The following is a 26,120-nucleotide window of genomic DNA, read 5'->3' on the forward strand; positions in this document are numbered from 1 at the left end:
GCAGTGGAAACTCGTCCGCGTCGACAGCGGCAGCAACGCGCTGCCGTCGACGTTCCGCTGGTCCTCCAGCGGCGTCCTGGCCGGTCCGAAGCCGGACGCCCGGCACCCTGACGTGGCGGCGATCAAGGACTTCTCGATCGTGCGGCACAACAACCAGTGGCTGACCTTCGCGACCACCGCCAGCCCGTCCGGCTGGGGTCTGGCGCAGTTCAACTTCGGCGACTGGTCCCAGGCCGCCTCCGCGCCGCACACCTACCTCGACACCTCGCCCATGGGCTCCGGCTACCGGGCCGCGCCCCAGGTGTTCTACTTCGCGCCGCAGAACCTCTGGTACATGGTCTACCAGACCGGTCCGCCCACCTACTCCACCAGCACGAACCCGGCCGACCCGCACTCGTGGTCCGCGCCCCGCCTCCTCATGTCCGAGGAGCCTCAGGTCGTCAAGGACAACAAGGGCAAGGGCACGTGGATCGACTTCTGGGTCATCTGCGACACCACCGACTGCCACCTGTTCTTCAGTGACGACAACGGGCACATCTACCGCGCCCAGACGAGCCTGGCGAACTTCCCGAACGGCTACGGGAACACCCAGATGGTGATGTCGGACACGAAGAACAACCTGTTCGAGGCGACCAACGTGTACAAGGTCGCCGGCAGCAACCAGTACCTGCTGCTCCAGGAGGCCATCGGCAACACCTCGGGCCGGCGCTATTTCCGCTCCTTCACCTCGTCCAGCCTCACCGGTAGCTGGACCCCCCTGGCCGCCACGGAGAACGAACCCTTCGCCGGCCGCAACAACGTCACCTTCCCGGGCGGCGTCTGGACCGAGGACATCAGCCACGGCGAGTTGGTCCGCGACGGCAACGACCAGACCCTGACCATCAATCCGTGCCGGCTGCAGTACGTCTACCAGGGCATAGACCCCAAGGCCGAGACCGGCTACATCGACCTGCCCTGGCGGATGGGCCTGCTCACCCAGACCAACTCCTCCTGCTGACCGCCCGGGCCACCATCGAGCACGCACGCACCCCCCACGGGCCGGACCGCCGACGGAACGGCGTTCGGTCCCTTTGATGGAGCAATCACTCGCAGAAGAGGACGCCTGCATGAGAAAGCCTTGGTTTCTTCCCCATATCGCTCTTGTCGCTGCCACGCTCGGGGTGGCAGCCGTTGGTGTGACCCCTGCCTCCGCCGCCTCGACCACGCCCCTGCGGGTCATGCCGTTGGGCGACTCGATCACCTGGGGAGTGGGGAGCAGTACGGGCAACGGCTACCGGGGTCCGTTGTTTGACAAGCTTGCCGGGGACGGTCATCCGCTGGACTTCGTCGGTACGTTGCGGGGCGGTTCGATGTCCGACGCCGACAACGAAGGCCACTCCGGATACCGCATCGACCAGATCGCCGCACTCGCCGACGCCTCGCTGACGCGCTACCGGCCCAACGTCGTGACGCTGGAGATCGGCACCAACGACCTCAACGGGAGCTACCAGCCCACCACTGCCACCGCGCGGCTGAAGTCGCTGGTCAACCAGATCACCGCCGCCGCCCCCGACGCGACCGTCCTCGTGGCCTCCCTGGTCGTGTCCACCAGCGGCTCGGAGGAGCAGTACAGGGCCGCGTACAACCAGGCCATCCCTCAGATCGTGAGCGAGGCACAGGCAGCGGGCAAGCGCGTCGCGTACGTGGACATGAGCGGCCTGACCACGGCGGACCTGGCCGACGCCCTGCATCCCAACGACGCGGGCTACCAGAAGATGGCAAGCGCCTTCCACCGGGGCATCCAGGCCGCGGACAGCGCCGGGTGGCTGCGGAACCCCGCCCCCGCCGCCGCACGCGTGGAGTCCGGCACCACCGGCAAGTGCCTGGATGTCGGCGGCGCCAACTCGGCCAACGGGACCGCCGTCCAGATCTGGGGCTGCGGCGGCGGCGCCAACCAGCTCTGGTCCGCCTACGACGGCGGCACCCTGCGCTCCATGGGCACATGCCTCGACGCCGCCGGCGGGGGCACCGCCAACGGCACCAAGGTGCAGATCTGGGCCTGCCACGGCGGCGCCAACCAGATCTGGCAGCCCTACAACGGCGGTTACCGCAACCCCGCCTCCGGCCGCTGTCTCGACGTTCCGGGCTTCTCCACGACCGACGGCACGCAGCTCCACCTGTGGGACTGCCACGGCGGCGCCAACCAGAAGTGGACCGCTCTGACCGCCGGATGACCCCCACTCCCGGGACCGGAGCCCCTTGCGGGCTCCGGTCCCGGGACAACGTGAAATCGACGCGTGGTCGTACGGCGGACCTCGCGCCGTCCGGCATGTCCGACGCCGGGTTCACCTCGCGCACCCCTCGCACGCCGAGGTTGTAGCCGAATCTGAATCATCTGCGTCGAAGCGCTTCGACGCCTCACCAGCCCTAACAGGCCGTCGACGGTCCAGCAGAAGTCATTCTCGCGGTAAAGGCCCTTGTTTCACACGAAACTTGTCCGTTACTTTTTGTCGCCTGAAGTGAAGCGCTTCGACGATCGCCGTAGCAAGGCCCGTCGCCTCGTGCTGCTTCCCTCGGCTCTGGCGCTTCGTCAGAGCACGACTCGACTCTCCGTACCCGAGGAACCGTCATGACGACTCGCAGCATTACCGACCGCCTGGGTGGCCTGGCCTTCGGCGGGGACTACAACCCCGAGCAGTGGGACGAGCCGGTCTGGAAGGAGGACGACGAGCTCATGAGCCGGGCCAGGGTCAACCTGGCCACGGTGGGCGTCTTCTCGTGGGCCCTGCTCGAACCGGAGGAGGGGCGTTACGACTTCACCTGGCTCGACGCCCACATCGACCGCCTGCACGCGAACGGTGTGGCCGTCGACCTGGCCACCCCGACCGCTTCCCCGCCGCCCTGGTTCACCCTGGCCCATCCCGATGCGCTGACGGTCCGGGCCGATGGCACCCGCCTCGTCCACGGCAGCCGCGACACGTACTGCCTCGCCTCCCCCTCCTACCGCAGCGCGGCCCGCCGGATCGCCTCCGCGCTCGCCGAGCGGTACGGCGACCACCCCGCCCTCGCGCTGTGGCACGTGCACAACGAGTACGGCACGCTCTGCTGGTGCGACCACGCGGCCGCCGCGTTCCGGGTGTGGCTGCGCGCCCGCCACGGCTCGCTGGACGCCCTCAACGAGGCCTGGGGAACGGCCTTCTGGAGCCAGCGCTACACCTCCTGGGAGCAGGTGCTGCCGCCGCGCGCGACGAATTACCACAAGAACCCCGGCCAGACGGTGGACTTCCACCGCTTCTGGGGCGACGAGATCATCGCCGCGTACTGCGAACAGCGCGACGCGATCCGCGCGTACAGCGACCGCCCGGTGACGACGAACCTGATGCTGCCCTACTACCTGAGGCTCAACCTGTGGGCCTTCGCGCGTGAACTCGACGTCGTCACCTCCGACCAGTACCCGTCCGAGACGGGCCCGGACTCCGCAGCCCACGTCGCCTTCTACGCCGACCGCTCCCGCTCCCTGGCCGGCGGCCGCCCGTGGCTGCTGATGGAACAGGGCACCAGCACCGTCTACGACGGCGACCAGGTGCTCGGCAAGGAGCCCGGCGAGATCCTGCGCCACAGCCTCGGCCACATCGCGCGCGGTTCGGAGGGGGCCCTCTTCTTCCAGTGGCGCCAGTCCCGGGCTGGTGCCGAGACCTGGCACTCGGCGATGCTGCCGCACGCGGGTCCCGACAGCCGTATCTTCCGCGAGGTCACCCGGACGGGCGAGGCGGTCGCCCGGCTCGGCGAGCTGGCGGGATCCACGGTCACCGCGCCGGTCGCCGTACTCGACGACCCGGACGCCATGTGGGCGCTGGAGGCGGACGGTCTGCCCTCCGCCCGGCTGGACTACCACACGCCGCTCGCCGAGGCGCACCGGGCGCTGTGGGACGCCGGCGTCACGGCCGACTTCGCCCACCCGGAGCACGAGTTGAGCGGCTACCGGCTGGTCATCGCCCCGTCCTTGTTCCTGCTGTCCGACAAGGGCGCCGAGAACCTGCGCCGTTACGTCGAGGGCGGCGGCACGCTCCTCGTCCAGCACGCGAGCGGATTCGTCGACGACCGCGTGCACGCCCGGCTGGGCGGCTATCCCGCGGGCCCGCTGCGCGAGGCGCTGGGCATCCGCGTCGAGGAGCACCGGCCGCTGCGGACGGACGAACGCGTCACCCTGTCGGACGGGTCGCACGGCACGGTCTGGAGCGAGTCCCTGCGCACCGAGGGCGCGCAGACGCTCGCCACCTACACCCACGGCATGCTCACGGGCAGCCCCGCCCTCACCCGGCACCGCTCCGGCACCGGACAGGGCTGGTACCTCTCGACCCGCCTGGACGACGCCGACTACGGCGCCCTGGTCGGCCGCCTGCTGAAGGAGGCCGGTGTCGAACCGGACGTGCCGGGCCTTCCGGCCGGTGTCGAAGCCGTCACCCGGCACGCACCCGACGGCCGCCACTGGCAGATCCTGCTCAACCACAACGCCGAGGCCGTGCCCCTGCCGGTCCCCGCCCACGACCTGCTCACCGATGCCCTCGCGCACGAACTGCCGCCCGGCGGTTGCGCTGTTCTGCGCGGGCTCTGACCTCGAAAGGGCCGCCATGACCGCCAGGCCCGCCATGCCCGCCATGCCCAACGAACAAGGAACCTTCCACTGGGGGCACGACGCCCTTCACCTGCAGATCGTCCTCGATGACAACGGCAGTCCGCGCCTCACGCACCTCGGGCTGCCCGGCGAGGCACGGAGCATCCCCGGTGCGTCCCTGCCCCTGGTGGAGGTGACGGCCGCGGGTCACGGCCGTGGCTGGTCGGGCGACCTCCTCGTGGGCACCGATCTCGGCGGGCGTCTGCGCCACCGGTCCCACCACGCGGCCCGCGACGGCGTCCGGCACACGCTGACCGTGCACCTCCACGACCCGGAGACCGGCCTGGTGGCGGAGGTGACCTACCGCTCACCAGACGGCGTCCCCGTGCTCCGCAGCGAGGTGACCCTGCGCAACGAGGGGCAGGTCACGCTGCACCTGGAGTCGGTGAGTTCGCTCGTGGTGGGCTGCCTCACCCCCCGGAACCCGGCCGCCTTCGACACCGCGGACCTGCTGCTGGCGGAGAACGACTGGCTCACCGAATGCCGCTGGCGGCGACAGCCCGCGCGCCTGACCACACCGGCCCAGAGCGGACGCGTGGTCCAGGCGCACGGCCGGGCCGGCTTCGCCCTGAACGGGCAGCCTGATGGGCGACCCCACCACCGAGAAGCTGCTTCCGCTCATCGACGCGGCGGCCGACGCGGGCGCGGAGTACTTCGTGATCGACGCCGGCCGGTACGACGATGACGACGGGGGCTGGTGGACCACCGTCGGCGCCTGGGAGCCCGCCGCCTCCCGGTTCCCCGGGGAGGGCGGGATCCACGAGGTGCTGGACCGCATCCGGGAGCGCGGCATGGTTCCCGGCCTGTGGCTGGAGCCGGAGGTGATCGGCGTACGCAGCCCGATGGCCGAGTCCCTGCCCGACGAGGCGTTCTTCCGCCGCGACGGCGCCCGCGTCACGGAGGCCGGCCGGCACCACCTGGACCTGCGCCACCCCGCCGCCCGCGCCCACCTGGACCAGGTCGTGGACCGCCTGGTCGGCGAGTGGGGCGTCGGCTACCTCAAACTCGACCACGACATCGACCCCGGCTCCGGCACCAGCGCCCACCCCGGCGAGACCCCGGGCGCCGGCCTGCTCGGCCACAACCGGGCGCACCTCGACTGGCTCGACGGCGTCCTCGACCGGTATCCGCACCTGGTGGTGGAGAACTGCGCCTCCGGCGGCATGCGCTGGGACGACGCCATGCTCTCCCGGATGCGGCTGCAGTCCACCAGCGACCAGCAGAACCTCCACCTCTACGCGGCCATCGCGGCCTCCGCGCCGACCTGCCGCGAGCCGTGCCGTCCTGGCCACTGGGCCTTCCCGCCTGGGACGACCCCTGGATCGCCCTGGCCCTGCACACTCCCGCCCTCACCTACCTCACCGCCTGGCGCCGCCCCGGAACCGACGCCACGGCGACGCTTCACCTGCCCCACCTGCGGGACACCGCCGCCCGCGTCGACCTGCTCTACCCCTCGGCGAGCCGGGCCGTTACCGGCTGGATGCCCGACACGGCCGAGCTGAGGCTGACCCTGCCCGCCGCGCCGTCCGCCGTCCTGCTCCGCATCACCTCCACGGACCCCGGCGCTCCCGGGCTCTGATCCACCCCACCCCATCCCACGCCCGCATCACGCATCACGCATCACGCATCGACGAGAGGACCCATCGGGTGCCCCCTCTGCCCCAGCCGGACCACCGCTCCACCAACCCCGTGATCCCCGGCTTCCACCCCGACCCCAGCGTCTGCCGCGTCGGCGACGACTACTACGTGGCCTGCTCCAGCTTCGAGTACTTCCCCGGGGTACCCCTCTTCCACAGCCGTGACCTGGTGCACTGGACCCAGATCGGCAACGCCCTGGACCGGCCGGAGCAACTGCGGCTGCCCGTCTCCATGTCGTCCTCCGGCGGGATCTACGCCCCCACCCTGCGCCACCACGACGGCCGCTTCTGGTTGATCGTCACCAATTGCAGCGAGGGCGGCGGCAACCTGCTCGTCACGGCCACCGACCCCGCCGGACCGTGGTCGGACCCCATCTGGGCGCCGGACGTCCCCGGCATCGATCCCGACCTGGTCTGGGACGAGGACGGCACCTGCTGGTGCACGGTCGCCGGGGGCTCGCAGGTCCGTATCGACCCGTCCACCGGGCAGACGTACGGAACACCGCACAGGGTCTGGTCCGGCGGGCCCGGCGCCAAGGCCCCGGAAGCGCCGCACCTGTACCGGATCGGCGACTACTGGTACCTGCTCATCGCCGAGGGCGGCACCGAACGCGGTCACGCCGTGTCGATCGCCCGCGGCCGCACGCCTGCCGGCCCGTTCGAGCCGTGCCCGGCCAACCCGGTCCTCACCCACCGCGGCACCGACCACCCCGTCCAGAACACCGGGCACGCCGACCTCGTCCAAGGGCCCGACGGCTCCTGGTGGATGGTGCTGCTCGGCGTCCGGCCGGGCGGCGGCACGCCGGGCTGGCACGTGCTCGGCCGGGAGACCTTCCTGGCTCCCGTGACCTGGGTGGACGACTGGCCGGTCGTCGGCGAGGTCGCCCTGGACTTGCCCGAGCTCCCGTGGCCGCTGTCCCCCGGCCCGGTCGAGGAGCAGTGGGACGACTTCGAGCTCGCCGAACTGCGGCCGTCCTGGATCTCCCTGCGCGACCGGCCCGCCGAACACTGCACCACGAAGGAGCGCCCCGGCTGGCTGACCCTGCGCGCGCGGGGCGGCTCCCTGGACGAACCCGACGTGGTGTTCACCGGCCGCCGCCAGCAGCACCTCGCGTGCCGGGCACGGACCCTGACCGACCCGTCGCAAGGGCGCGGCGGCCTTGCCGTCCGGCTCGACGAGCAGCACCACTACGCGATCGAGGCGTCCGGTACGGAGGTACGGGTCATCGCGCGCGTCGGCCCCCTGCGCACGGTCGTGGCCGCTCGGTCCGTGCCCGCCGGGCCGGTGGTGCTCGCCGTCACGATCACAGAGCCGCCGCCGCACGGACCGTGCACCGGACCTGACGTCGTCTCCCTCGGCGTCGAGCGGCCCGACGGCACGTTCACCGAGCTCGCGGCCCTCGACGGCCGCTACCTGTCGACCGAGGTCGCCGGCGGTTTCACCGGACGCGTCATCGGCATGTACGCCGCGGAAGGCACCGTCCACTTCGACTGGTTCGACTACGAGCCCGTCGACGGCTGAACCAAGCCCCCTCCCTGAGTCCGGCTGACACGTTCCTCACCGGCCGGCCATCACCCGCAGACCGACCGAAAGGCATGACACATGAAGGACATACGGCACCCCGCGCAGCACCGCAGCCGGGGCCCGGGCAGGCTGGCCGCCCTGCTGCTGGCGCTCGCCGTCATGCTGGGGCTGGCCGGCGGCACCGCGCTGGCCGCGCCCGACGGCCACCGGAAGCCTTCGCGGCCGGTGGTCCGGGTTCCGGACAACCCGATGGACGCCGTCGCGCAGATGCAGCCCAGCTGGAACCTGGGCAACACCCTGGACGCCTTCCCGAACGAGTCGTCCTGGGGCAACGGGCAGACCACCAAGGCGACGTTCGACACCATCGCCGCGCAGGGGTTCCGCAGCGTCCGCATCCCGGTGACCTGGACCGACCACCAGTCCACCACCGCGCCGTACACCGTCGACGCCGCCTACATGGCCCGGGTCAAGCAGCTCGTCGACTGGGCGTTGGCCGACGGCCTGTACGTGGTGCTCAACGTCCACCACGACTCGTGGATGTGGGTCGAGAAGATCACGAGCGACCACGACAACGTGATGGCCCGGTTCAACTCCACCTGGTCGCAGATCTCCACGACCTTCCGTGACGCGCCGCGCACTCTGATCTTCGAGGGCATCAACGAGCCGAGCTTCGCCAACGCCACGGACGCGCAGAAGGTCACCTACCTGCACGAACTGCAGACCTCGTTCCACTCCGTGGTCCGCGCTTCGGGCGGCGCGAACGCGAGCCGCATGTTGTCGCTGACCACGCCGGGCGGCAGTGGTGACCAGGTCCACCTGGACAACCTGTACACCACGATCGCCGGGCTGAAGGACCGTCAGCTCATCGCGCAGGTGCACTTCTACAGCTGGTACCCGTTCAGCGTGAACGTCGCGGGCGGCACCCTGTACGACGCCGTCGCGCAGAAGCACCTGGAGGACTCCTTCGCCAACATGCACCGCACCCTCGTCGCCAAGGGCATCCCGCTCTATCTCGGCGAGTACGGTCTGCTCGATTACCCGAACCACTTCAACCCCTCCCGCGTCGAGCGGGGCGAGGCGCTGAAGTACTTCGAGCACGTGGGCTACGGGGCGCGCAAGTACGGCATCACCACCGCGCTGTGGGACCCGTTCGCCTACCTGAACCGCGAGACCCTGCAGTGGCGCGACCCGGCCCTGTTCGCCGCGATCAAGTCGAGCTGGACCACCCGTTCGGGCACGGCCTCCTTCGACAAGGTCTTCGTGCCGAAGTCCAGCCCGGTCACCGCCAAGTCGCTCACCCTGAACCTCAACGGCACCTACTTCCGAGGGGTGTGGCAGGGCGACACCAGGCTGGTCGCGGGACGGGACTACACCGTCTCCGGCAACCAGCTGACCTTCTCCGCCAAGGCGCTGACCCGCCTGGTCGGCAACCGCGCCTACGGCGTCAACTCGACGCTCCAGGCCCGGTTCACCAGTGGGCTGCCCTGGAACATCGACATCGTCACCAACGACGTTCCGGTGCTGTCGGACGCCACCGGCACCACCGGCTCGTTCACCGTCCCCACCCAGTACCGGGGCAACGACCTGGCGACCACGCACGCCACGTACGCCGACGGCACCAACGCCGGCCAGACCAGCTGGACCCCGTACCAGGAGTTCAACAAGGCGTTCTCACCGGACTACCCGAACGGCACGATCATCCTGACCCCCGAGTTCCTCAACGCGCTCCGCGACGGGGAACCGGCGACGCTGGTCTTCCACTTCTACAGCGGCGCCACCGTCACCTACCACGTCACCAAGTCCGCAAGCACGGTCACCGGCACGGTCGCCTGACCTGCCGCACCCTCGCCCTGGCCGCCCGCTCCCCCGGGCGGCCAGGGCAGGCTCGCGTGTGCGTCGAAGCGCTTCGACGCACAGATGGACACGCACCCAGGGCTGACGATAGGGTCGGCGTACATTTCACGCGCAAACGATACGCGCACACTGTCGAAGCGTTTCACAAAGCTGGGAGAGCTGGATGGTAACCCTCGCCGAGGTCGCCCGGCACGCCGGAGTATCGGCGAGCACGGTGAGCTATGTCCTCAGCGGCAAGCGGTCCATCTCCACGACCACGCGGCTACGGGTCGAGGAGAGCATCCACGAGCTGGGATATCACCCGAACGCCGGCGCGCGGGCCCTGGCGAGCAGCAGGTCGAACATCATCGCGCTGATGGTTCCGCTGCGCACCGACATGTACGTGCCGGTGATGATGGAGATCGCCATCGCGGTCGCCACGACGGCCCGGACGCACGGGTACGACGTGCTGCTGCTGACCGGCGAGGAGGGTCCCGACGCCGTCCGCCGCGTCACCGGCAGTGGGCTCGCCGACGCGATGATCCTGATGGATGTCGAACTCGACGACGAGCGTCTGCCGCTGCTACGCGGCACCGACCTGCCGTCCGTCCTGATCGGACTGCCCGCCGACACCTCGGGGCTGACCTGCGTCGACCTCGACTTCAAGGCCACCGGCACGTTGTGCGTCGAGCACCTGGCGACGCTCGGCCACCGCGACATCGCCGTCATCGGCGAGGCCCCCGCGGTCTACGAACGGCACACCGGCTTCGCCGAGCGCACCCTCGACGGACTCCGTTTGCGGGCACGGGACTTGGGCATCAGGATGCTGCACCGGCCGTGCGGGGGCGGCTACGACGCGATGGCCGTCACCCTCGCCCGCATCCTCGACGAGCGCCCGGGCACCTCCGGGTTCGTCGTGCAGAACGAGCAGGCGGTCGAGCCGCTGCTCGCCCTGCTGCGCCGGCAGGGCCGCGCCGTGCCCGAGGACGTGTCGGTGGTCGCGGTCTGCCCGGACCAGGTGGCCGTACAGGCCTCGGTGCGGCTCACGTCGGTCTCCATCCCCGCGCAGGAGATGGGCCGGCACGCCGTGGAGCGTCTGGTCGCCAAGCTCGACGACCGCGGCACCGATGAAGTCATCCTCATCGCACCGGAGTTGACGGTGCGGGAGAGTACAGGGCCGGCGCCCTCCGCCGCTTCCTGACCCGACGGCTTCGTCCGGCGGTGGACGACTCCCACAGCGCACTGCGGGCCGAGGCCGGCCGCGCTCCCGAGAAGGGACGCGGACCGGCCTCGGCCCTGATGTGCCGGGTCAGCCGCCGTTGATGGTCAGGTTGTTGGTGTTGAAGTTGAGGCCACCGGACGAGGAGGTGATCTCATAGCCGAACTGGACGTCGCCGATGGTCTCGTTGCCGGGCATCCAGCCCTTGGTGTACGCGATCCAGTTGAGGATCGGCTTCACGTCCACGGTGCCGGAGTTGGAGTCGGACGTCCGCAGGAACGAGAACACCTGGTTCGACCCGTTGGTGCCCTTGTAGACGTTCCAGTTGTGGCCGCCGAGTGCGACGTTGGCCTGCCAGGTACCGATCGGGCCGACGGCTCCGTTGTGGTTGACCCAGAGCATGATCTCGTACTGGTGGTCGGTGTCCCAGATGTCGTACGACGTGTTGTACGCGCCGGACGACGGGACGCTGACGTTGTAGGTGCTGGTGAGCCAGCCGAGGGAGTCGATCGTCTTGTTGATCGTCTTCGTCGAGTTGGGGTAGGACTTGATGCCGCCGGTGTTGGGGTGGTTGGCCCAGACACCCCAGCCGGTACCGGAGTTGGCCCAGAAGCACTGGCTGCCCGCACCAGAGCCCCAGATGTTGTTGTAGAGCTTGTAGCCGTTCAGGATCGTGTTGCCCCATTGGTCGCAGGAGTTCCAGACTGCTGCCGAAGCGGGGGCGGCGGCCAGGCCGATGGTGGCACCGAGCGCCAGCGCCGGCGCCAGCACCGCCATCGTGATCTTGCCTATCGTGCGGTCAACCATGGTGTCCCTTCCACGGGTGGGGGGAAATGTGGGGGGAATACCACGTCCCGGTACTGAGGACGTGGTCCTCTCCGGCAACGAGATCGATCGACTCCGCGTCGCCGGAAGAAGTTCTGACTTCGATACGGACCGTGCGGGCCGGCTTCAGAACCGCCGTCGCCCGGCCGGGCGCCCAGGTCAGTTCGACCTCGGCGCCGAACCGCGTGCGTACGCCCGTGAGCCGGCCCGCCGGGAGGGACGGCGGCAGCGCGGGCAGGAGGACCAGTCGGTGGGGTGTCGACTGGAGGAGCGCCTCGATCAGCACGGCGGGCAGGGTGTGCGCGGCGTCGGCGTTGTAGACGTCGCGGTTCGGGTAATGCGCGCTCATCAGGGAGGCGTGGAAGAAGTCGCCGTCCAGGACCTGGCCGAGGGCGTGGGCGAGGCGTCCGGCGTCCCGGAGCCGGGCCGCGATGAGCGCGTGGTGGAGATGGCCGTGCGCGGAGTCGTTCTCGGCGCCGCGCAGTTCGAGGGCGCGGTGGGCGGCGGCCGCCAGGCCGGGGGTGTCGTACGGGGTGATCTCCTCGAGCGGCCAGACTCCGTAGAGGTGGCTGAGGTGGCGGTGGTCGTAGGAGTCCGCCAGGCCCGGCCAGGCCCATTCGGCCAAGGCACCGTCCTCGTTGATCCGGTGCGGCGGGAGCCGGTCGGCGAGGGCGCGCCAGCGGTCGGCGTCCGGGGCGTCCGGGTGGTAGTCGGCCGCGGTGCGCAGGGCGTGCCGGGCCGCCGAGAGGTCCATGGCGGCGTTGACCGTCACCCAGCTCGCGTCCGCGGGGCGGTTCTCGGGTGAGTAGGAGGGGACGACGACGAGCCGGCCGTCGTCATCGGTGCGAGTGAGGAAGTCCTCGTAGAACAGGGCGACTTCGGCCAGGGCGGCGGCGGTGCGCGGGTCGCGGACGCCGTGGGTCTCGTCGTGGTCGACGAGGGGCCCCAGCAGCCAGTCGGCGCCCGCGGTCCACAGGTGCAGCGGGTACTCGCGGCTGAAGTGGTACGAGTGGCCGGACTCGCCGTCGGTGTGGGCGGGGGCGACCACGCCCCTGGCGCCGAAGACCGCGCGGGCGTTGTCGCGCCAGTCGGGCAACTGGCTTTGGATCAGCGCGGCGTGGGCCTCGGTGACCTCGGGCAGATGCGCGGCCGCGGCGGAGGCGGTCTGGAGGTTGAGGTTGGCGTCGTTGGTGAACGCCCCCGACCAGGCCGTGTTCCAGTCGCCGGTCCACAGGCCGGTCAGGCGGGGCGGGAAGAGGCCGCTGGAGGACAGCAGGTGGTAGCGGCCGGCCGCGAACAGCCGCTCCAGCAGAGCGGGATCACGCGGGCGCTTCAGCAGCTCCGAGCCCGGCAGGGCCCGTTCGGCCGGGTCGGCGGCGAGGTCGAGGGTGACGCGTTCGTAGGCGGGGCGGTGGAGGGCGGCGTGGCGGTCGAGGAGCGCGTCGTAGTCCAGGGGCAGGTCGCGCAGGGCGCGGCCCTCCGCGGTCACGTCCAGTTCGCCGGTGTGCCGCCGGACGCGCGTGAGGAGCAGCACGGACGGGGCGCCCTCGACGTGCACGCGGGGCGCGGCGAGGGCCGTCCTGCCACCGGTGGCCACGACGAGCGTGACTCCGGTGAAGGCGCGGTCGCCCTCCGGGTAGCGGGCGCGCAGGCTCAGCAGGGCGCCCTCGGGGGTGACGATGGCGCCGTGGCCGACGGCCAGCGCGGCGGGGGCTCCGGGGAGCCGGTGGTCGAGGGAGATGTCGAGGGTGACCCCGGGCGGCGCCGTCACGTGCTGGACGATCACGTCGTCGGCGCGGGAGACGAAGACCCGGCTGGTCCATCCGGCGCCGGCCGCCCGTACGACACCCGTCGTGAAGTCGATGTCACGGCGGTAGTCGCCACCGCCGCCACCGTCACCCCCGTCATGCCCGTCACCCCCGTCGCCGCCTTCGGCGGCGGGCCGGACCAGGCTGACCTGGAAGGCCGGGTGGAAGGGCTGCACCCACTGGTGCGGACGGCCGTCGGTGAAACCCTCCGCGGCGGTGCGGTCGCCTGCCAGGAGGCGGTCCTGGAGCCCGGGGAGTTCGGCGGCCAGCCGGGGCGGCCGTCGGTGCGGGCCGTTCCCGCTCGGCCGTACCAGGGTGTGGTGCGTGACGACGACCCGCTCCGCGTTCGGATCACCGAACACCAGGGCTCCGTGATGGCCGTTGCCGCTCAGGAAGCCGTCCTCCCAGCGGGTGGCCGGGTGCGGCTCCCACGTGCCGTGGACGGGCCCGTTGACCGCGGTCATGGCCGGAGCACCGCCACGCCGTAGCGGCCGAGGGTCACCCGGTCGGTGACGTCCGTCCCGGTCAGGAGGTCGTGGTGGGTGCCGGGCACCTCGACGGTCACCGGCTCGATGCCGTGGTTGAGCACGAACAGCGCCCCGCCCCGCTGGACGGCCTCGACCTGCTCGGGAAGGCCGTCGAGCACCGGCCGGACGCCCGCGCCGTCGGCGATCCGGGCCAGCAGGTCGCGCAGCGCCTCCGGCTCCGGGAGCGTGGAGACGTACCAGGCCCGGCCCTTGCGCAGGACGGCGGGCAGTCCGTCGAGTTCACCGCCCTTGTACGGCACGGTCTCCTCGGCGGTGCCGTCGCCCTCCAGCTCCTCGGACCACAGGGACGCCCTGAAGCCCTCGCAGGTGACGGTCTCCCCCGCGTCCAGCGGCCACCACTCGTGCAGGGTGCGGATCCCGAACAGCTCCCGCAGCCGGGGATCCATGCCGCCGGCGCGGACCCGGTCGTCCTCGTCGGCGACGCCGGTCTGGAAGCCGCAGACGAGGGTGCCGCCCCGGCGGACGTGGCCGAGGAGGTTGTCGACGGCCGTGTCCGTGAGCGCGTACAGCTGCGGCACGACGACCACGGAGTAGGGCGTCAGGTCGTGCTCGGGATGGGCGAAGTCGGTGGTGAGGTGCGCCTGCCACAGGGCTCGGTGCCAGGCGCGCAGGACGTCCGGGTACTCCACCTGCCGGGACAGGCGGCCGTCCTGGGCTCCGGCCCACCAGGCGTGCCAGTCGTGCAGGACCGCGATGTCCGCGGTGATGTTGCGGCCGGTCACCTCGGAGGCGATCCGCTCCAGCTCCGCGCCGAGATGTTTGACCTCCTGGTAGGTCCGGCCCTCCTCTCCGGCATGGCTGACCATGCCGGAGTGGAACTTCTCCGCGCCCTGCCGGGACTGGCGCCACTGGAAGTAGCAGACGGCGTCGGCGCCCCGGGCCACGGCCTGCAGGGACCAGAGCCGGCCCAGACCCCGCGGCTTGGGGTGGTTCACGCCCCGCCAGTTGACGGGCCCGGCGGCCTGCTCCATGAGCATCCACGGCCCGCGCGCCTGGGAGCGGGTCATGTCCTGGACGAGGGCGCCGCTCTGGGCGCCCAGCGGGTCGCGCGGATCCGGGTAGATGTCGACGGAGACGACGTCCTCCTCCGCCGCCCAGCGCCAGGCGTCCTGGCCGATCCACAGCGGCATGAAGTTGCTGGTGACCGGCACGTGCGGGGTGTGGCGGCGGACGATGTCCCGCTCGGCGGCGTAGCACTCCAGGAGCGCGTCGGAGGTGAAGCGCCGGAAGTCCAGCACCTGGGTGGGGTTGCGCATGTAGTGGGGCAGGCGGGGCGGCAGGATGCCGTCCCAGGTGTCGTAGCCCTGGCTCCAGAAGGCGGAGCCCCAGGCCTCGTTGAGGGCTTCGAGGGTGCCGTACTTCCCGCGCAGCCAGCGGCGGAATCCGGCCGCGGCCTGGTCGCCGTAGTCGAAGGTGCAGTACTCGTTGTTGATGTGCCACATCGTCAGGGCCGGGTGGCCGCCGTAGCGGGCGGCGAGGTCCTCGGTGATGGCGGCGGCGTAGCGCCGGTAGGTGGCGCTGGAGTGCGAGAAGTGCTGGCGGCCGCCCCACCACTCGGTGCGGCCGTCCTCGGTGACGGGCAGGGTGTCCGGGTGCAGCCGGCCCATCCAGGGCGGGGGCGAGGAGGTCGGGGTGGCGAGGACGACACCGCTGCCGTTCTCGTGCATCAGGTCCATCAGCGTGTCGAGGCGGCCGAACTCCCGGGCACCGGGCTCCGGTTCCAGCATCGACCAGGAGAAGACGCCGAGGGTGACCGAGTTGACCCCGGCCGCCTTCATCAGCCGGACGTCCTCGTGCCAGGTCTCCTCGGGCCACTGCTCCGGGTTGTAGTCGCCGCCGAAGAGCAGACGGCCTCGTGTCACGTCACTCAGACCGGGCATCAGACCGGCTCCCCGTACTGCACGCCGCGCCCGTTGGTGGCGAGGTAGACCCGGCCGTGGACGCGCGGATCGCCGGTGATCGCCGCGCCGGTCCAGCCCCACCGGTGCTGGTCGTCGTTGATCCGCGTCCAGGTCCTGGCCTCGTCGTCGGAACGGTAGACGGCGTTGAAGTCCTCGATCCCGCCGGCCATGTAGATCGCCGGGTACGAGGCACCCTTGGCGGCCTTGCCGAAGCCCAGGGTGTGCGAGGCCCGGCAGCCGGCGACCTCGGTGAAGCCGGCGCCGCCGTCGGTCGAGCGGTAGAGCCCGTTCGCCTTGGCGCTGAGCCACAGGTCGCCGGAGCGTCCCGGGGCCGCGGCCAGCTGGAACCCGGCGTCACCCGAGCTCAGGCCGGTGGCCCGGGCGCTGAAGGTCAGGCCGCTGTCGGTGCTGGCGTGGAGCGTGCCGGTGCTCGTGTCGAAGGCGTAGAAGCACGTCGGGTCCACGGGATCCGCGACCAGGACCGCGCCCTTCGGGAGGGAGGCGACCTCGGCCCAGGTGGCGCCGTGGTCCGCCGAGCGGTGCGCCGGGTACACGGTGCCGTCCCCGTGCGCGAGGGACCACAGCAGCACACTGCCGTCGGCGTTGGTGACGATCGGCCCGGGCGCGTCCCTGGCGACGGCCGGCTGCGACGCGAAGGGCGCCCAGGTCCTTCCGCCGTCGTTCGACCAGGCACCGTTGCCCTGGTCGCCCGAGCCCGTGCGCACGACGTACGAGGGCTTGGCCGTGGCCTGGGCGAGTCCGATGGAGGACCCGAACACGGGGTTCGTGGCCAAGCCGCGCGACGGCGAGGCGGTCAGCCGCTCGTGGTAGAGCACGCCGATGTCCCGCGAACCGCTGATCAGGTGGGCCTCTCCCGTCGGAGGCGACACGATCGCCACCACGGACGCCTCCTCCAGTCCGCGGACCTGCGGGGCCCAGCGCTTGAGGTCGCGCGTGCCGTACAGGGTCGCGCCGGTGCCGTAGACGATGTGCTCCGAGTCGAACGGGTCGAGGCCGACGGCCTGGATCCACCAGCCGAACTTGGGCTCCTCCTTGCCCCACTTGAGGTAGGGGGTCTCGGAGACGTCGAGGACGGCCCCGTCCTTCAGGGACTTCCAGGTGCGGCCGCCGTCGGTGGAACGGAAGAGGGTGTCGATCTCGGCCCAGCGGTTGTTGGTGGACACGACGAGCGGAAACGTGCTCATGACATACCTCGGTCTTGACGAAAGGGGGAGGCCGAGCGGGATCAGAGGCGCGGGACCACAGGGCTTCAGCCCTTGACGGCTCCGGTGAGCATGCCCTTCTTGAAGTGCCGCTGGACGAAGGGGGAGGCAATCGCGACGGGGATCAGCGCGAGGACCATGACGGCCATCTGCAGTCCCAGCGAGGAGAGTTGTCCGGTGCGGACCGCCTGCTGAAGGCCGGTCGGCGCCTCGGTGTTCTTCTGGACCAGCTGGATGAGCACCTTCTGCAGCGGCATCATCTCCTGGTCGGTGAGGTAGATGGAGGCGTTGAACCAGGCACTCCAGTAGCCGACCGCGTAGAACAGCGAGATGACGGCCAGCACCGCGCGCGACAGCGGCATGATGATGGACAGCAGGATGCGCAGGTCACTGGCGCCGTCGATGCGGGCCGACTCGGTGAGTTCGGGTGAGATCCCCATGAAGAAGGCCCGTAGGACGAGGATGTTGAAGACACTGACCGCGCTCGGCAGGATCAGCGAGAGGTAGGTGTCGGTGAGGCCCAGCGACTGCACCAGAAGGTACGTCGGAATGAGCCCGGCCCCGAAGAACATGGTCGCCATGATGGTCATCAGGAAGAACCGGTGGCCCAGACTCCCGGGCCGCGACAGGCCGTAGGCCGCCAGCACCGACACCGCCATCGAGAACAGCGTGCCGACGAGCGTGACACCGACCGAGACGGTGATCGCCCGGCTGACCTGGCCACCGCTGAGCAGTTCGGTGTAGTTGACGAAGGTGATGCCCCGGGGGATGACGACGAGGCCGCCGACCTGGTCGATCACGGGTTTGGGAGAGAGGCTGGTGACGATCACGATCCACAGCGGACCGAGCACCCCCAGGCAGGCGAGCAGGAGGAACCCGCCCTTGACGGTGAGTCCCGCCTTGCTCGGCGGCTCCTCCCACACGGGGCGGGCGGGAGCCTTGAGGCTGCGGATGAGCTGCGTATTGAGACTCACTTCTTGTACACCCCCCGCTCGCCCAGCAGGTGAGCGAACTTGTTCGCGCCCAGGACGAGACAGACGCCGATGAGGCCCTTGGCCAGGCCGACGGCGGCCGCGTAACTGAAGTCGCCGTTCTGGATGCCCATGTTCCACACGTAGGTGTCGAGGACCTCACTGGCTCCGAGTCCGACCGCGTCCCGCTGGAGCAGGAACTGTTCGAATCCGACGCTCAGCGCGTCACCCACCCTCAGGACCAGCAGCAGCGCGATCACCGGGCGCAGCGCGGGCAGCGTCACGTGCCACATGCGCCGCCAGCGCCCCGCGCCGTCCATGGCTGCCGCCTCGTACAGATCGGTGCTGACGGCGGCCAGCGCGGCGAGGAATACGATGATCCCCCAGCCGGCGTCCTTCCACACGGCCTGCGCGGTGACCAGGTACTTGAACAGGTCCGCGTTGGTCATCAGGTCGAAGCCGCTCCACCCGTGGTCCTGGAGGGTCTGGGCGATGATGCCCGCGCCGCCGAAGACCTGCTGGAAGACGGTGACCACGAGGACCCACGAGAAGAAGTGCGGCAGGTACATGATCGCCTGCGCCACGGCCCGCACCCGGGGCCGGACCACGCTGTTGATGAGCAGCGCGAGGGCGATGGGGATCGGGAAGAAGAGCACGAGTTGGAGCGCGAACAGGACGAGGGTGTTCTTCGTGGCGCTCCAGAACAGCGGGTCGTCGACCATCCGGGAGAACTGCTCCACGCCTGCCCAGGGGCTGTGGAAGATCGCCGTGATGCCGTTGCTGGAGACGTACGGATCGTAGTCCTGGAAGGCGACGACGTTGCCGAGCAGCGGGACGTAGTTGAAGAGCAGGAGCAGGGCGATGACGGGCAAGGTCATCAGGATGAGCGTGCGGTCGCGGCGCAGCCGGATCCGCCAGGGAACCTTGCCGGCCCCGCCCGTCCCGCGCGGCGCCCGCGCCCGCCCCTTCGCCGCCGCGGTGTCGACCGCGGGCGCCGGCTCCTCGGCGGCCGCGGGGGGACGCGTCCTGTCGGGCCGGCTCCCTGCCGTGATGGACATCAGTTGCCGCTGCCGTTCTTGTCGATGAGCTCCTTGTACCAGTCGCGCAGCTTGTCGCCGCCGGAGGACCTCCAGGTGGAGATGGCGGCCTGCACGTCGGACAGCTTCTTGTTGCCCCGCACGTAGTCGATCTCCAGCTGGCCGAACTGGCTGGAGAGGTTGGCGTAGTTCGTCGGCTCGACGATGTTCATGCCGTACGTGGTCGTCTTCTTCAGGTCGGCCCCCATCCGTTGCTGCCACTCGACCTGCTTGCGGGCGATGTCGGGATGGTCGGGGTGGGCGAAGTAGGGAGCGGGGGCCGCCAGCATCGACCAGGCGTTGTTCACCTCGGAGTTGCCCTGGTCGTTCTTGACCGGGACGCCGTCCTTGACCGTGTAGTGGGTGCCCTCGACGCCGTAGTCCACGAGCATCCGCTCCTTGGTGCCGTAGGGCGCGGCCGCGAAGTTGGCGGCCGCCAGCGCGTTCTCCACGGTCTCCTTCGAGGCGCCTTCGCGGATCATCGACCAGATGGTGGCGGGCGAGGACGCGTACATCGTCGGGCGGCCGCCGTCGGCGCCGAAGATGTCCATGCCCTCGATCTGGAAGGCCGGGTTGGACGGGGCCTGTTCGGCGGCCCTGACGTACCAGGCGGACATGTCGCCGTTGAAGACCAGGATCTGACCGGCGGTGAACCGCTGGGCCGCGTCGCCGGAGCGCGCCTTGTCGTCGGGGTGGACCACGCCGGCGTCGAAGAGCTTGCGGCTCCACTCCAGGGCTTCCAGATACTCGGGCGCTTCTATGCGGTAGGTCAGCTTGCCGTCGTCGCCGATGTTCCAGCCGAGCGGCCCGGAGGGGCGGACGCCGAAGATGCCGGCCGTGACCCAGGTCATGTCACCGCAGGCGTAGACCTTGGCCTTGGCGCTGGTGGCGTCCTTGGCCCAGCTGAGGAACTCCTCGGCCGACTTGGGTACGGAGTAGCCCTTCGCGTCGAAGATGTCCTTGCGGTAGTAGGGCACGATGGCGCTCGCGGCGGCGGAGGGCATCGGGATGCCGCGCAGCGCGCCGCCGAAGATGCTCATGCGCCAGGAATCGGAGGGGATCGCGGCGAGGTTCGGGTACTTCTTGGCCTTGTCGCCCGCCAGGTAGGGGCCGAGGTCCATGCACTTCGCGGTGACCGCGTTCGCGATCTTGCCGACCAGCTCCCAGCTGGGCACGACCATCATGTCGGGGATGGAGCTGGAGGCGAGGACGGCGCCGAGCTTCTCGCCGTAGGTGTTGCCGTCCTGGTTCTGCCAGGTGACCTTGGTGCCCGCGACGGCGTCGAGCCCCGTGTAGTAGGCGCAGTCGGGATTCGGCGGGGTGCCCCAGAGCGGGGACATGATCTTGAAGGAGGCGCCGGTGCCGAGCTTGTCCGGGACCGAGGCGGCGAGGGCCGCGAGGTCGACCTTGGCGGTGTAGCCGGCTGCCGAACCGTTCTTCGACGGAAGGTCCGGCTTGGCGAGCGTGCTGGCGACGTACGTCGGGATCAGCTTGTCGGCGGCCTTGCCCGACGTGTTGCCCGCTCGCGACTTGTTGTCCGAACCGCCGCAGGCGGTGAGCAGCGGCATTCCCCCGGCCACCGCTGCGGTGGCGATCGCCGTGGAGGCGAGGAAGCTTCTCCGGCTCGGTCCGGAGGAGGCGGCATTCGGCGTCATTGCGTCAACCCTTCATGGCGCACCTGGACACCCGGCGGTCGGCCGTCGGGCTCGGTGTCGTGACTGGAACTGACGGAGCTGAAGCGGTCATCCAACGACTGCGACGCGATTCGCTGTCGAAGCGCTTCGATGTTGCAGTGAGGTTAAGTGAACACCCAGAGGCGCACAAGGGTCGCTTCCGAGATTCCTCCAAGGCCTGGTGGGGAACTCTCTGTATGTCCTGCTTGATGTAACGGCGCTGATCCCTTGACACTCACCCTGGTGTCTGATGAGCATCGAAGCGCTTCGAATACATTCACGCTCCATCTCAGGGGGATCCCAGGTGTCCGCACACACGCCGCACACAGCACCGCCTTCCCGCGATCCGCAGCTGCCTGTCGCGAAGCGCATCGACGACCTCCTGTCACGGCTCACCCCCGACGAGAAGATCGGATTCCTGCACCAGTTCGCGCCTGCCGTGGAGCGGCTCGGCGTCGCCGCGTTCCGCACCGGCCAAGAAGCCCTGCACGGCGTGGCCTGGATGGGTCCGGCCACTGTCTTCCCGCAGGCGGTGGGCCTGGGCGCGACCTGGAACACGGATCTCGTACGACGGGTCGGCGAGGCGGTGTCCAAGGAGGCGCGGGCCATGCGCGCCCGCGACGACCGCGTGGGGCTGAACGTCTGGGCGCCGACGGTGAACCTGCTGCGCCACCCTCTGTGGGGCCGCAACGAGGAGGGCTACTCGGAGGACCCGAAGCTCACCTCGGCCATCGCCACCGCCTACACGCACGGCCTGCGCGGCGAGCATCCGACGTACTGGCGCACCGCCCCCGTCCTCAAGCACTGGCTGGCCCACAACAATGAGACGGGCCGTGACGTCACGTCCTCCTCGGTCCGCCCGCGCGTCCTGCACGAATACGACCTGCGCGCCTTCCGCGAGACGGTCGAGGCGGGCGCCGTGGCCGGCGTGATGCCGGCGTACAACCTGGTCAACGGCCGCCCGAACCACGTCTCGCCGTATCTGCGAGAGCATCTGCGCACCTGGACCGAGGAGGAGCTGCTGGTCTGCTCGGATGCGGGCGCGCCCTCCAACCTGGTCGACTCCGAGCACTACTTCGACACCCACGAGGAGGCGACGGCCGCCGCGCTGCTGGCCGGCGTCGACAGCTTCACCGACCACGGCACCGACAGCTCGCAGATCACCGCCCGAGTCCGCGGCGCTCTGGAGCAGGGCCTGCTGACCGAGCCGGACATCGACGCGGCGGTCCGCCGCCAGCTCTCGGTCCGTTTCCGCCTCGGCGAGTTCGACCCGGAGTACGACCCGCACGCGCTCACCACGGACTTCGACACCCCCGCCCACCGGGCCCTCGCCCAGGAGGCGGCCGAGCAGGCGGTCGTACTGCTCAAGAACAGCGGTGGTCTGCTGCCGCTCGCGCCCGGCACCCGGCTCGCGGTGGTCGGCCCGCTCGCCGACGAGTGCAAGCTCGACTGGTACAGCGGCACGCTCCTGCACCGCTCCACGCCGCTGGCGGGCCTGTACGAGCGGTTCGGCCCGGAGCGCGTGCAGTTCGCGGAGGGGGTGGACCGGATCCTGCTGAAGACCTCGGCCGGAACCTTCCTGCACGTCCCCGAGGCGGACACCGACGAAGAGGTGCGCGGCGCCGAAGGCGCCCTCGACCCGGCCCTGCTCGCGGGCCGGACGGACCTGCCCCCGCTCACCACCGACGCGACCGGCAGCGAACTCTCCCTCATCGACTGGGGCGAGGGCGTGCTGACCCTGCGCGCCCCCGACGGCCGCTACCTCTCCGTCGCCGAGGACGGCCGTGTCCGGGCCTCCGCCGACCAGCCCGGAGGCTGGGTCGTCCAGGAGACGTTCCGCCTGGAACCGCACGAGAACGGGCACCTCCTTCGGCACATCGCCACGGGTCACCTCGTCTCTGTCGCCGCCGACGGCCTCAAGGTTGCCGAGGAGAACGGGGAGAAGTTCGAAGTCGTCGTCGTCGAAAGCGGCGAGGACGCGGTGCACGAGGTCGCCTCGCAAGCGGACGTGGTCCTGGTGGTCGCGGGTAACGATCCGCACATCAACGGACGCGAGACCGAGGACCGTACGACCCTGGCCCTCCCCGCCCACCAGGAGCGCCTCCTGCGCGCGGCCCGAACGGCCAACCCGAACACGGTGCTGGCGCTGGTGTCCGCGTACCCGTACGCGGTCGATCACGCGGAGGTGCCGGCGCTGCTGTGGACGGCCCACGGCGGCCAGGCCGCCGGCACGGCCCTGGCCAGGACCCTGGCCGGCGACGTCTCCCCCGCCGGCCGCCTCCCGCAGACCTGGTACGCCGACGACTCCGACCTGCCCGGCCTGCTCGACTACGACGTGATCGGCGGCCGCCAGACGTACCTCTACTTCGAGGGCAGGCCTCTCTTCCCGTTCGGCCACGGCCTGTCGTACGCGTCCTTCTCCTACGAAGGCCTCAGGACTCGCGTCGAGGACGGGACACTGCACGTGTCCTTCACCGTCGCCAACACCGGTGACGTCGCCGCGGACGAGGTCGCCCAGCTCTACACCCGGGCCGTGGAGCCGTCGGTGCCACGGCCCCGCAGGGAACTGGCCGCGCACCGGCGTGTGACGCTCGCGCCCGGCGAGGTCACGGAGATCGCCTTCCGGCTGCCGATGCCTGCCTTCGCGTTCTGGGACGTGGCGCAGGGACGTCAGCGGGTGGAACCGGGCCCCTACGAGATCCTCGTCGGAGCGTCCAGCGAGGACGTCCGCCTGGCTCGGACGGTCGACCTCGACGGCGAGCCGTCCGTCCCCCGGCCGGTCATGGCGGGCGGCCTGGACGCGGTGGACTTCGACGACCAGAGCGACACGGAGATCGTGGACCGTGCGAAGACCTCGGGTGACTCCGTCACCCCCGTGGCCGGCCGGCGGGGCGAGCTGGTGTTCCGTGACTGCGACTTCGCGAAGGGGGCTGCCGGGACCACGGTGGAGGCGGCGGGTGAGGGCACGGTCGAACTCTCGCTGGGTGACGGTCCGGTCCTGGCGGTGCTCGCGCTGTCCCCCGGCACGTCCGGGCCCTACGACTACGCCACGGTGAGCGCCCCCGCCGCCGTGGCGGCCGGTGTGCACGAAGTCCGCCTCGGACTGCGTGGCCCGGTGCGGCTCGCGCGGGTCAGCTTCTCCGTCTGAGGCCCTGAGGTCCTGTCGTCCGAGGTCGCATCGATGGGGAACCCATGAGCCGGGTTGGCGTGCGCACGCGGCACGCCAACCCGGGGGCACTCAGGCGATCTTGGTCAGGTTCCAGTTCTGCGCGGGGCCGCCGTTGGCGGACCACTGGATGACCGGGCTTCCGTCCCCGCTCGCGTAGCCGTTGTCCAGGACCTTTCCGCTGTGCCGGTTGGTGAGCCGGAACGCACCCCCGCCCAGCGCGGCGACCGCCCACTGCTGGCCCTGACCGCCGCCGTCGGTGCGCTGGACCAGCACCGCGCCGTCGGAGGTGCTTCCGTTGTCGTCGAGGGCCTTGCCGCTGCGGACACAGACCAGCTTGTAGTAGCCGTGGCCCAGGTCGGTGACCGTCCACTGCTGCGGAGTGCCGCCGTTGGGGGTCCACTGGGCGACCTGGCCGCCCTCGGTGGTGATGTTGGCGTTGTCGAGGGCCTTGCCGTTGTGCGCGCTGACCAGCCGGTAGACGCCGCCCGCGAGGACCGCCGGCATGCCGCTGACCTCCACGCAGACCACGGAGTCGTTCGCGTTGGGCGCCGTGGCCGGCACGCTGACGTTGATCTGGCCGCCGCTGACCGTGTGGGCGAGCGACACCGAGGGGTTGTTCATCAATTGAAGTGCTCTCCCGGCTGAAGCAGGGAGATTCCTGCATACCTTGCGGCAGCGGGCTTGACGCGCTTGGCACGCCTGACGACTGCCCTCCCGGCAGCCGGGACGAGCGCGAGGCCCATCCGGTACAGGTGCAACACGTTCCGGGCTGCGTTGTGGTCGGCGTTGCCTGACCAGCCGCAGTCCGGGTTCTTGCACACGAACACGGCCTGGGACTCCCGGCTCCCGGGCGTGATGAAGCCGCACGCGGAGCATCGCCGGGAAGTGTGGGGGGCGGGGACCTTGTGCAGGGTGCCGCCGTGCCGGGCGGTCTTGTACGTCAGCATGGTGACCGTCCGGCCCCACGCCTCCCCGCTGATCGCCCGGTTCAGCCCGGATTTCTGGGCGACGTTCCTTCCCGGCTCCTCGATGGTTCCCCTGGCGGACTTGACCATGTTCGTGATGGTGAGTGCTTCGACCACGACCGTGCCGTAGCTGCGGGCGATGATGGTGGTCGTCTGATGCTGCCAGTCCAGGGCCCTGCGCTTGGCTTTCGCGCGGAGCCCTGCGATCTGGTCGTAGGTATGGTGCAGCCGGCGGCTGGCGCGCTCGCCGGGCTTGCGGTACTGCTTACGCTGTGCGGCGCGCTGCTCCAGGCGCAGGAGCTTCGCCTTCTCCCTCTCCGTCAGCCACTCGCCGTGCTCATACGTCTCACCGTCCGAGAGAGCGATGGGCACGGTGACGCCCACGTCGATGCCGACCTCCGGCCCCTGGTGCGGCCGGGGCTTGACCTCAAGGGTCTGGACACGGAAGGCGATGTGCCAGCCGAGCGCGTCCTTGATCAGCCGCGCCCCGGTGATCCGGTTCTCCGCGTTGGCATGCTTACCCACGGGCAGGTCCTTAGTCCACCGGAACCGGACCCGGCCCACTTTGGGAATGTTGACCTGCCCCCACCGGCGGTGCACGCGGACGATGTTCAGGTCCCGTCCCTGCGGAACATCCACGGACATCACCGTGCGGAACCGACCCTTGAAATTCGGGGCGCCAGCACGACCGTCCCAGCAGTTCTTCCACGCCTGGAAGTACGTCTTCAACACGGCTTGCGCGGACTGCGCGGGAAGCGCGCCGAGCCAGTCGATGTCTTTGCGTGCCTGCCGTATCGCCGCATCAGCGGCGGCCAGAGAGCGCTTCTCCTTCGGGAGCATCGTCCACCAGTCATGCAGACAGTTCCACATGGCGCGGGCCGCATGCGCCTGATCGTCCATGAGCCGAACCTGGGCAGAGGTCAGCGCCAGCCGGGCACGATGCCCGAACTGACGCTTCTCATACACAAGTTCCACACTCACACAACAAAGCTATCGTTCGCCGTATATCACTACAATGAAACCGCTATTCAGACACGCGTGCCGACCGTCACCCCACAGACGCAGAGAACTCCGGCACTCCGCGCCTCCGAGC

At 70.3% G+C, this 26,120-nt stretch carries 17 protein-coding genes and 1 pseudogene; 9 read left to right on the plus strand and 9 right to left on the minus strand.

The features are described 5' to 3' along the window. From J7F03_RS31615 to J7F03_RS31645, 8 genes are all read left to right on the plus strand, one after another. A partial coding sequence (locus tag J7F03_RS31615) for a non-reducing end alpha-L-arabinofuranosidase family hydrolase (protein ID WP_214955588.1) occupies positions 1-997 on the plus strand: 997 nt, incomplete at its 5' end. 109 nt (positions 998-1,106) lie between these two features. Then, positions 1,107-2,213, plus strand: a complete 1,107-nt coding sequence (locus J7F03_RS31620) for a ricin-type beta-trefoil lectin domain protein (RefSeq protein ID WP_214955589.1) — start codon at positions 1,107-1,109, stop codon at positions 2,211-2,213. Positions 2,214-2,608: 395 nt separating this feature from the next. Beyond that, complete coding sequence (locus J7F03_RS31625; RefSeq protein ID WP_214955590.1) at positions 2,609-4,594, plus strand: beta-galactosidase; 1,986 nt, start codon at positions 2,609-2,611, stop codon at positions 4,592-4,594. Between the two features lie 16 nt (positions 4,595-4,610). Next, positions 4,611-5,339 (plus strand): glycoside hydrolase family 36 N-terminal domain-containing protein, encoded by a 729-nt coding sequence (locus J7F03_RS41510; RefSeq protein WP_251072781.1) that lies wholly within the window; start codon positions 4,611-4,613, stop codon positions 5,337-5,339. Then, positions 5,239-6,156 (plus strand): glycoside hydrolase family 36 protein, encoded by a 918-nt coding sequence (locus J7F03_RS41515; RefSeq protein WP_251072782.1) that lies wholly within the window; start codon positions 5,239-5,241, stop codon positions 6,154-6,156. The genes J7F03_RS41510 and J7F03_RS41515 overlap by 101 nt, the downstream gene beginning before the upstream one ends. Positions 6,157-6,301: 145 nt before the next feature. After that, a complete protein-coding gene (locus tag J7F03_RS31635; RefSeq protein ID WP_214955591.1) occupies positions 6,302-7,813 on the plus strand; it encodes a glycoside hydrolase family 43 protein in 1,512 nt (503 codons plus the stop codon). Positions 7,814-7,894: 81 nt separating this feature from the next. After that, positions 7,895-9,649, plus strand: coding sequence for a cellulase family glycosylhydrolase (locus J7F03_RS31640; protein WP_214955592.1), 1,755 nt, complete (start codon positions 7,895-7,897; stop codon positions 9,647-9,649). A gap of 184 nt (positions 9,650-9,833) precedes the next feature. After that, complete coding sequence (locus tag J7F03_RS31645) at positions 9,834-10,850, plus strand: LacI family DNA-binding transcriptional regulator (RefSeq protein WP_214955595.1); 1,017 nt, start codon at positions 9,834-9,836, stop codon at positions 10,848-10,850. Between the two features lie 108 nt (positions 10,851-10,958). On the opposite strand, the gene J7F03_RS31650 is transcribed toward J7F03_RS31645, so the two are convergent. The 7 genes and pseudogenes from J7F03_RS31650 to J7F03_RS31680 form a co-directional block, all read right to left on the minus strand. Continuing rightward, positions 10,959-11,675 (minus strand): hypothetical protein, encoded by a 717-nt coding sequence (locus J7F03_RS31650; protein WP_214955596.1) that lies wholly within the window; start codon positions 11,673-11,675, stop codon positions 10,959-10,961. After that, positions 11,668-13,965: a glycoside hydrolase N-terminal domain-containing protein gene (locus J7F03_RS31655; RefSeq protein WP_214955598.1), complete on the minus strand. Its 2,298-nt coding sequence runs from the start codon at positions 13,963-13,965 to the stop codon at positions 11,668-11,670. Before J7F03_RS31655 ends, J7F03_RS31650 begins: the two co-directional genes overlap by 8 nt. Further along, entirely contained in the window at positions 13,962-15,929 is a 1,968-nt protein-coding gene (locus J7F03_RS31660; RefSeq protein ID WP_214955600.1) for a beta-galactosidase, read from the minus strand. The genes J7F03_RS31655 and J7F03_RS31660 overlap by 4 nt, the downstream gene beginning before the upstream one ends. Continuing rightward, a pseudogene (locus J7F03_RS31665) lies at positions 15,929-17,140 on the minus strand (WD40/YVTN/BNR-like repeat-containing protein); the annotation flags it as partial. The gene J7F03_RS31660 and the pseudogene J7F03_RS31665, both read right to left, overlap by 1 nt. An 80-nt stretch (positions 17,141-17,220) precedes the next feature. Then, the gene (locus J7F03_RS31670) at positions 17,221-18,147 is read right to left on the minus strand and encodes a carbohydrate ABC transporter permease (RefSeq protein ID WP_214955603.1); all 927 of its coding nucleotides are present in this window, start codon (positions 18,145-18,147) and stop codon (positions 17,221-17,223) included. Beyond that, a complete protein-coding gene (locus tag J7F03_RS31675; RefSeq protein ID WP_214955605.1) occupies positions 18,144-19,202 on the minus strand; it encodes a sugar ABC transporter permease in 1,059 nt (352 codons plus the stop codon). Before J7F03_RS31675 ends, J7F03_RS31670 begins: the two co-directional genes overlap by 4 nt. Next, the gene (locus J7F03_RS31680; protein ID WP_214955607.1) at positions 19,202-20,875 is read right to left on the minus strand and encodes an extracellular solute-binding protein; all 1,674 of its coding nucleotides are present in this window, start codon (positions 20,873-20,875) and stop codon (positions 19,202-19,204) included. Before J7F03_RS31680 ends, J7F03_RS31675 begins: the two co-directional genes overlap by 1 nt. A gap of 322 nt (positions 20,876-21,197) precedes the next feature. Between J7F03_RS31680 and J7F03_RS31685 the strand changes: the two genes are divergently transcribed. Continuing rightward, positions 21,198-24,041, plus strand: coding sequence for a glycoside hydrolase family 3 C-terminal domain-containing protein (locus tag J7F03_RS31685; RefSeq protein ID WP_214955609.1), 2,844 nt, complete (start codon positions 21,198-21,200; stop codon positions 24,039-24,041). Positions 24,042-24,131: 90 nt separating this feature from the next. Here J7F03_RS31685 and J7F03_RS31690 read toward each other — a convergent pair whose 3' ends face one another. Continuing rightward, on the minus strand, positions 24,132-24,683 hold the full coding sequence (locus J7F03_RS31690; RefSeq protein ID WP_214955611.1) for an RICIN domain-containing protein: 552 nt from the start codon (positions 24,681-24,683) through the stop codon (positions 24,132-24,134). Further along, positions 24,683-25,927: a transposase gene (locus tag J7F03_RS31695; protein ID WP_251072788.1), complete on the minus strand. Its 1,245-nt coding sequence runs from the start codon at positions 25,925-25,927 to the stop codon at positions 24,683-24,685. The genes J7F03_RS31690 and J7F03_RS31695 overlap by 1 nt, the downstream gene beginning before the upstream one ends. Positions 25,928-26,120 lie beyond the last annotated feature (193 nt).

Source organism: Streptomyces sp. ISL-43 (assembly GCF_018614195.1).
Lineage (GTDB): Bacteria > Actinomycetota > Actinomycetes > Streptomycetales > Streptomycetaceae > Streptomyces.

Coding starts and splice junctions, on each gene's coding strand:
- J7F03_RS31620 (WP_214955589.1), top strand. CDS start 1,107: ATGAGAAAGCCTTGGTTTCTTCCCCATATCGCTCTTGTCGCTGCCACG.
- J7F03_RS31625 (WP_214955590.1), top strand. CDS start 2,609: ATGACGACTCGCAGCATTACCGACCGCCTGGGTGGCCTGGCCTTCGGC.
- J7F03_RS41510 (WP_251072781.1), top strand. CDS start 4,611: ATGACCGCCAGGCCCGCCATGCCCGCCATGCCCAACGAACAAGGAACC.
- J7F03_RS41515 (WP_251072782.1), top strand. CDS start 5,239: ATGGGCGACCCCACCACCGAGAAGCTGCTTCCGCTCATCGACGCGGCG.
- J7F03_RS31640 (WP_214955592.1), top strand. CDS start 7,895: ATGAAGGACATACGGCACCCCGCGCAGCACCGCAGCCGGGGCCCGGGC.
- J7F03_RS31645 (WP_214955595.1), top strand. CDS start 9,834: ATGGTAACCCTCGCCGAGGTCGCCCGGCACGCCGGAGTATCGGCGAGC.
- J7F03_RS31650 (WP_214955596.1), bottom strand. CDS start 11,675: ATGGTTGACCGCACGATAGGCAAGATCACGATGGCGGTGCTGGCGCCG.
- J7F03_RS31655 (WP_214955598.1), bottom strand. CDS start 13,965: ATGACCGCGGTCAACGGGCCCGTCCACGGCACGTGGGAGCCGCACCCG.
- J7F03_RS31660 (WP_214955600.1), bottom strand. CDS start 15,929: ATGCCCGGTCTGAGTGACGTGACACGAGGCCGTCTGCTCTTCGGCGGC.
- J7F03_RS31675 (WP_214955605.1), bottom strand. CDS start 19,202: ATGTCCATCACGGCAGGGAGCCGGCCCGACAGGACGCGTCCCCCCGCG.
- J7F03_RS31680 (WP_214955607.1), bottom strand. CDS start 20,875: ATGACGCCGAATGCCGCCTCCTCCGGACCGAGCCGGAGAAGCTTCCTC.
- J7F03_RS31690 (WP_214955611.1), bottom strand. CDS start 24,683: ATGAACAACCCCTCGGTGTCGCTCGCCCACACGGTCAGCGGCGGCCAG.
- J7F03_RS31695 (WP_251072788.1), bottom strand. CDS start 25,927: ATGGACGATCAGGCGCATGCGGCCCGCGCCATGTGGAACTGTCTGCAT.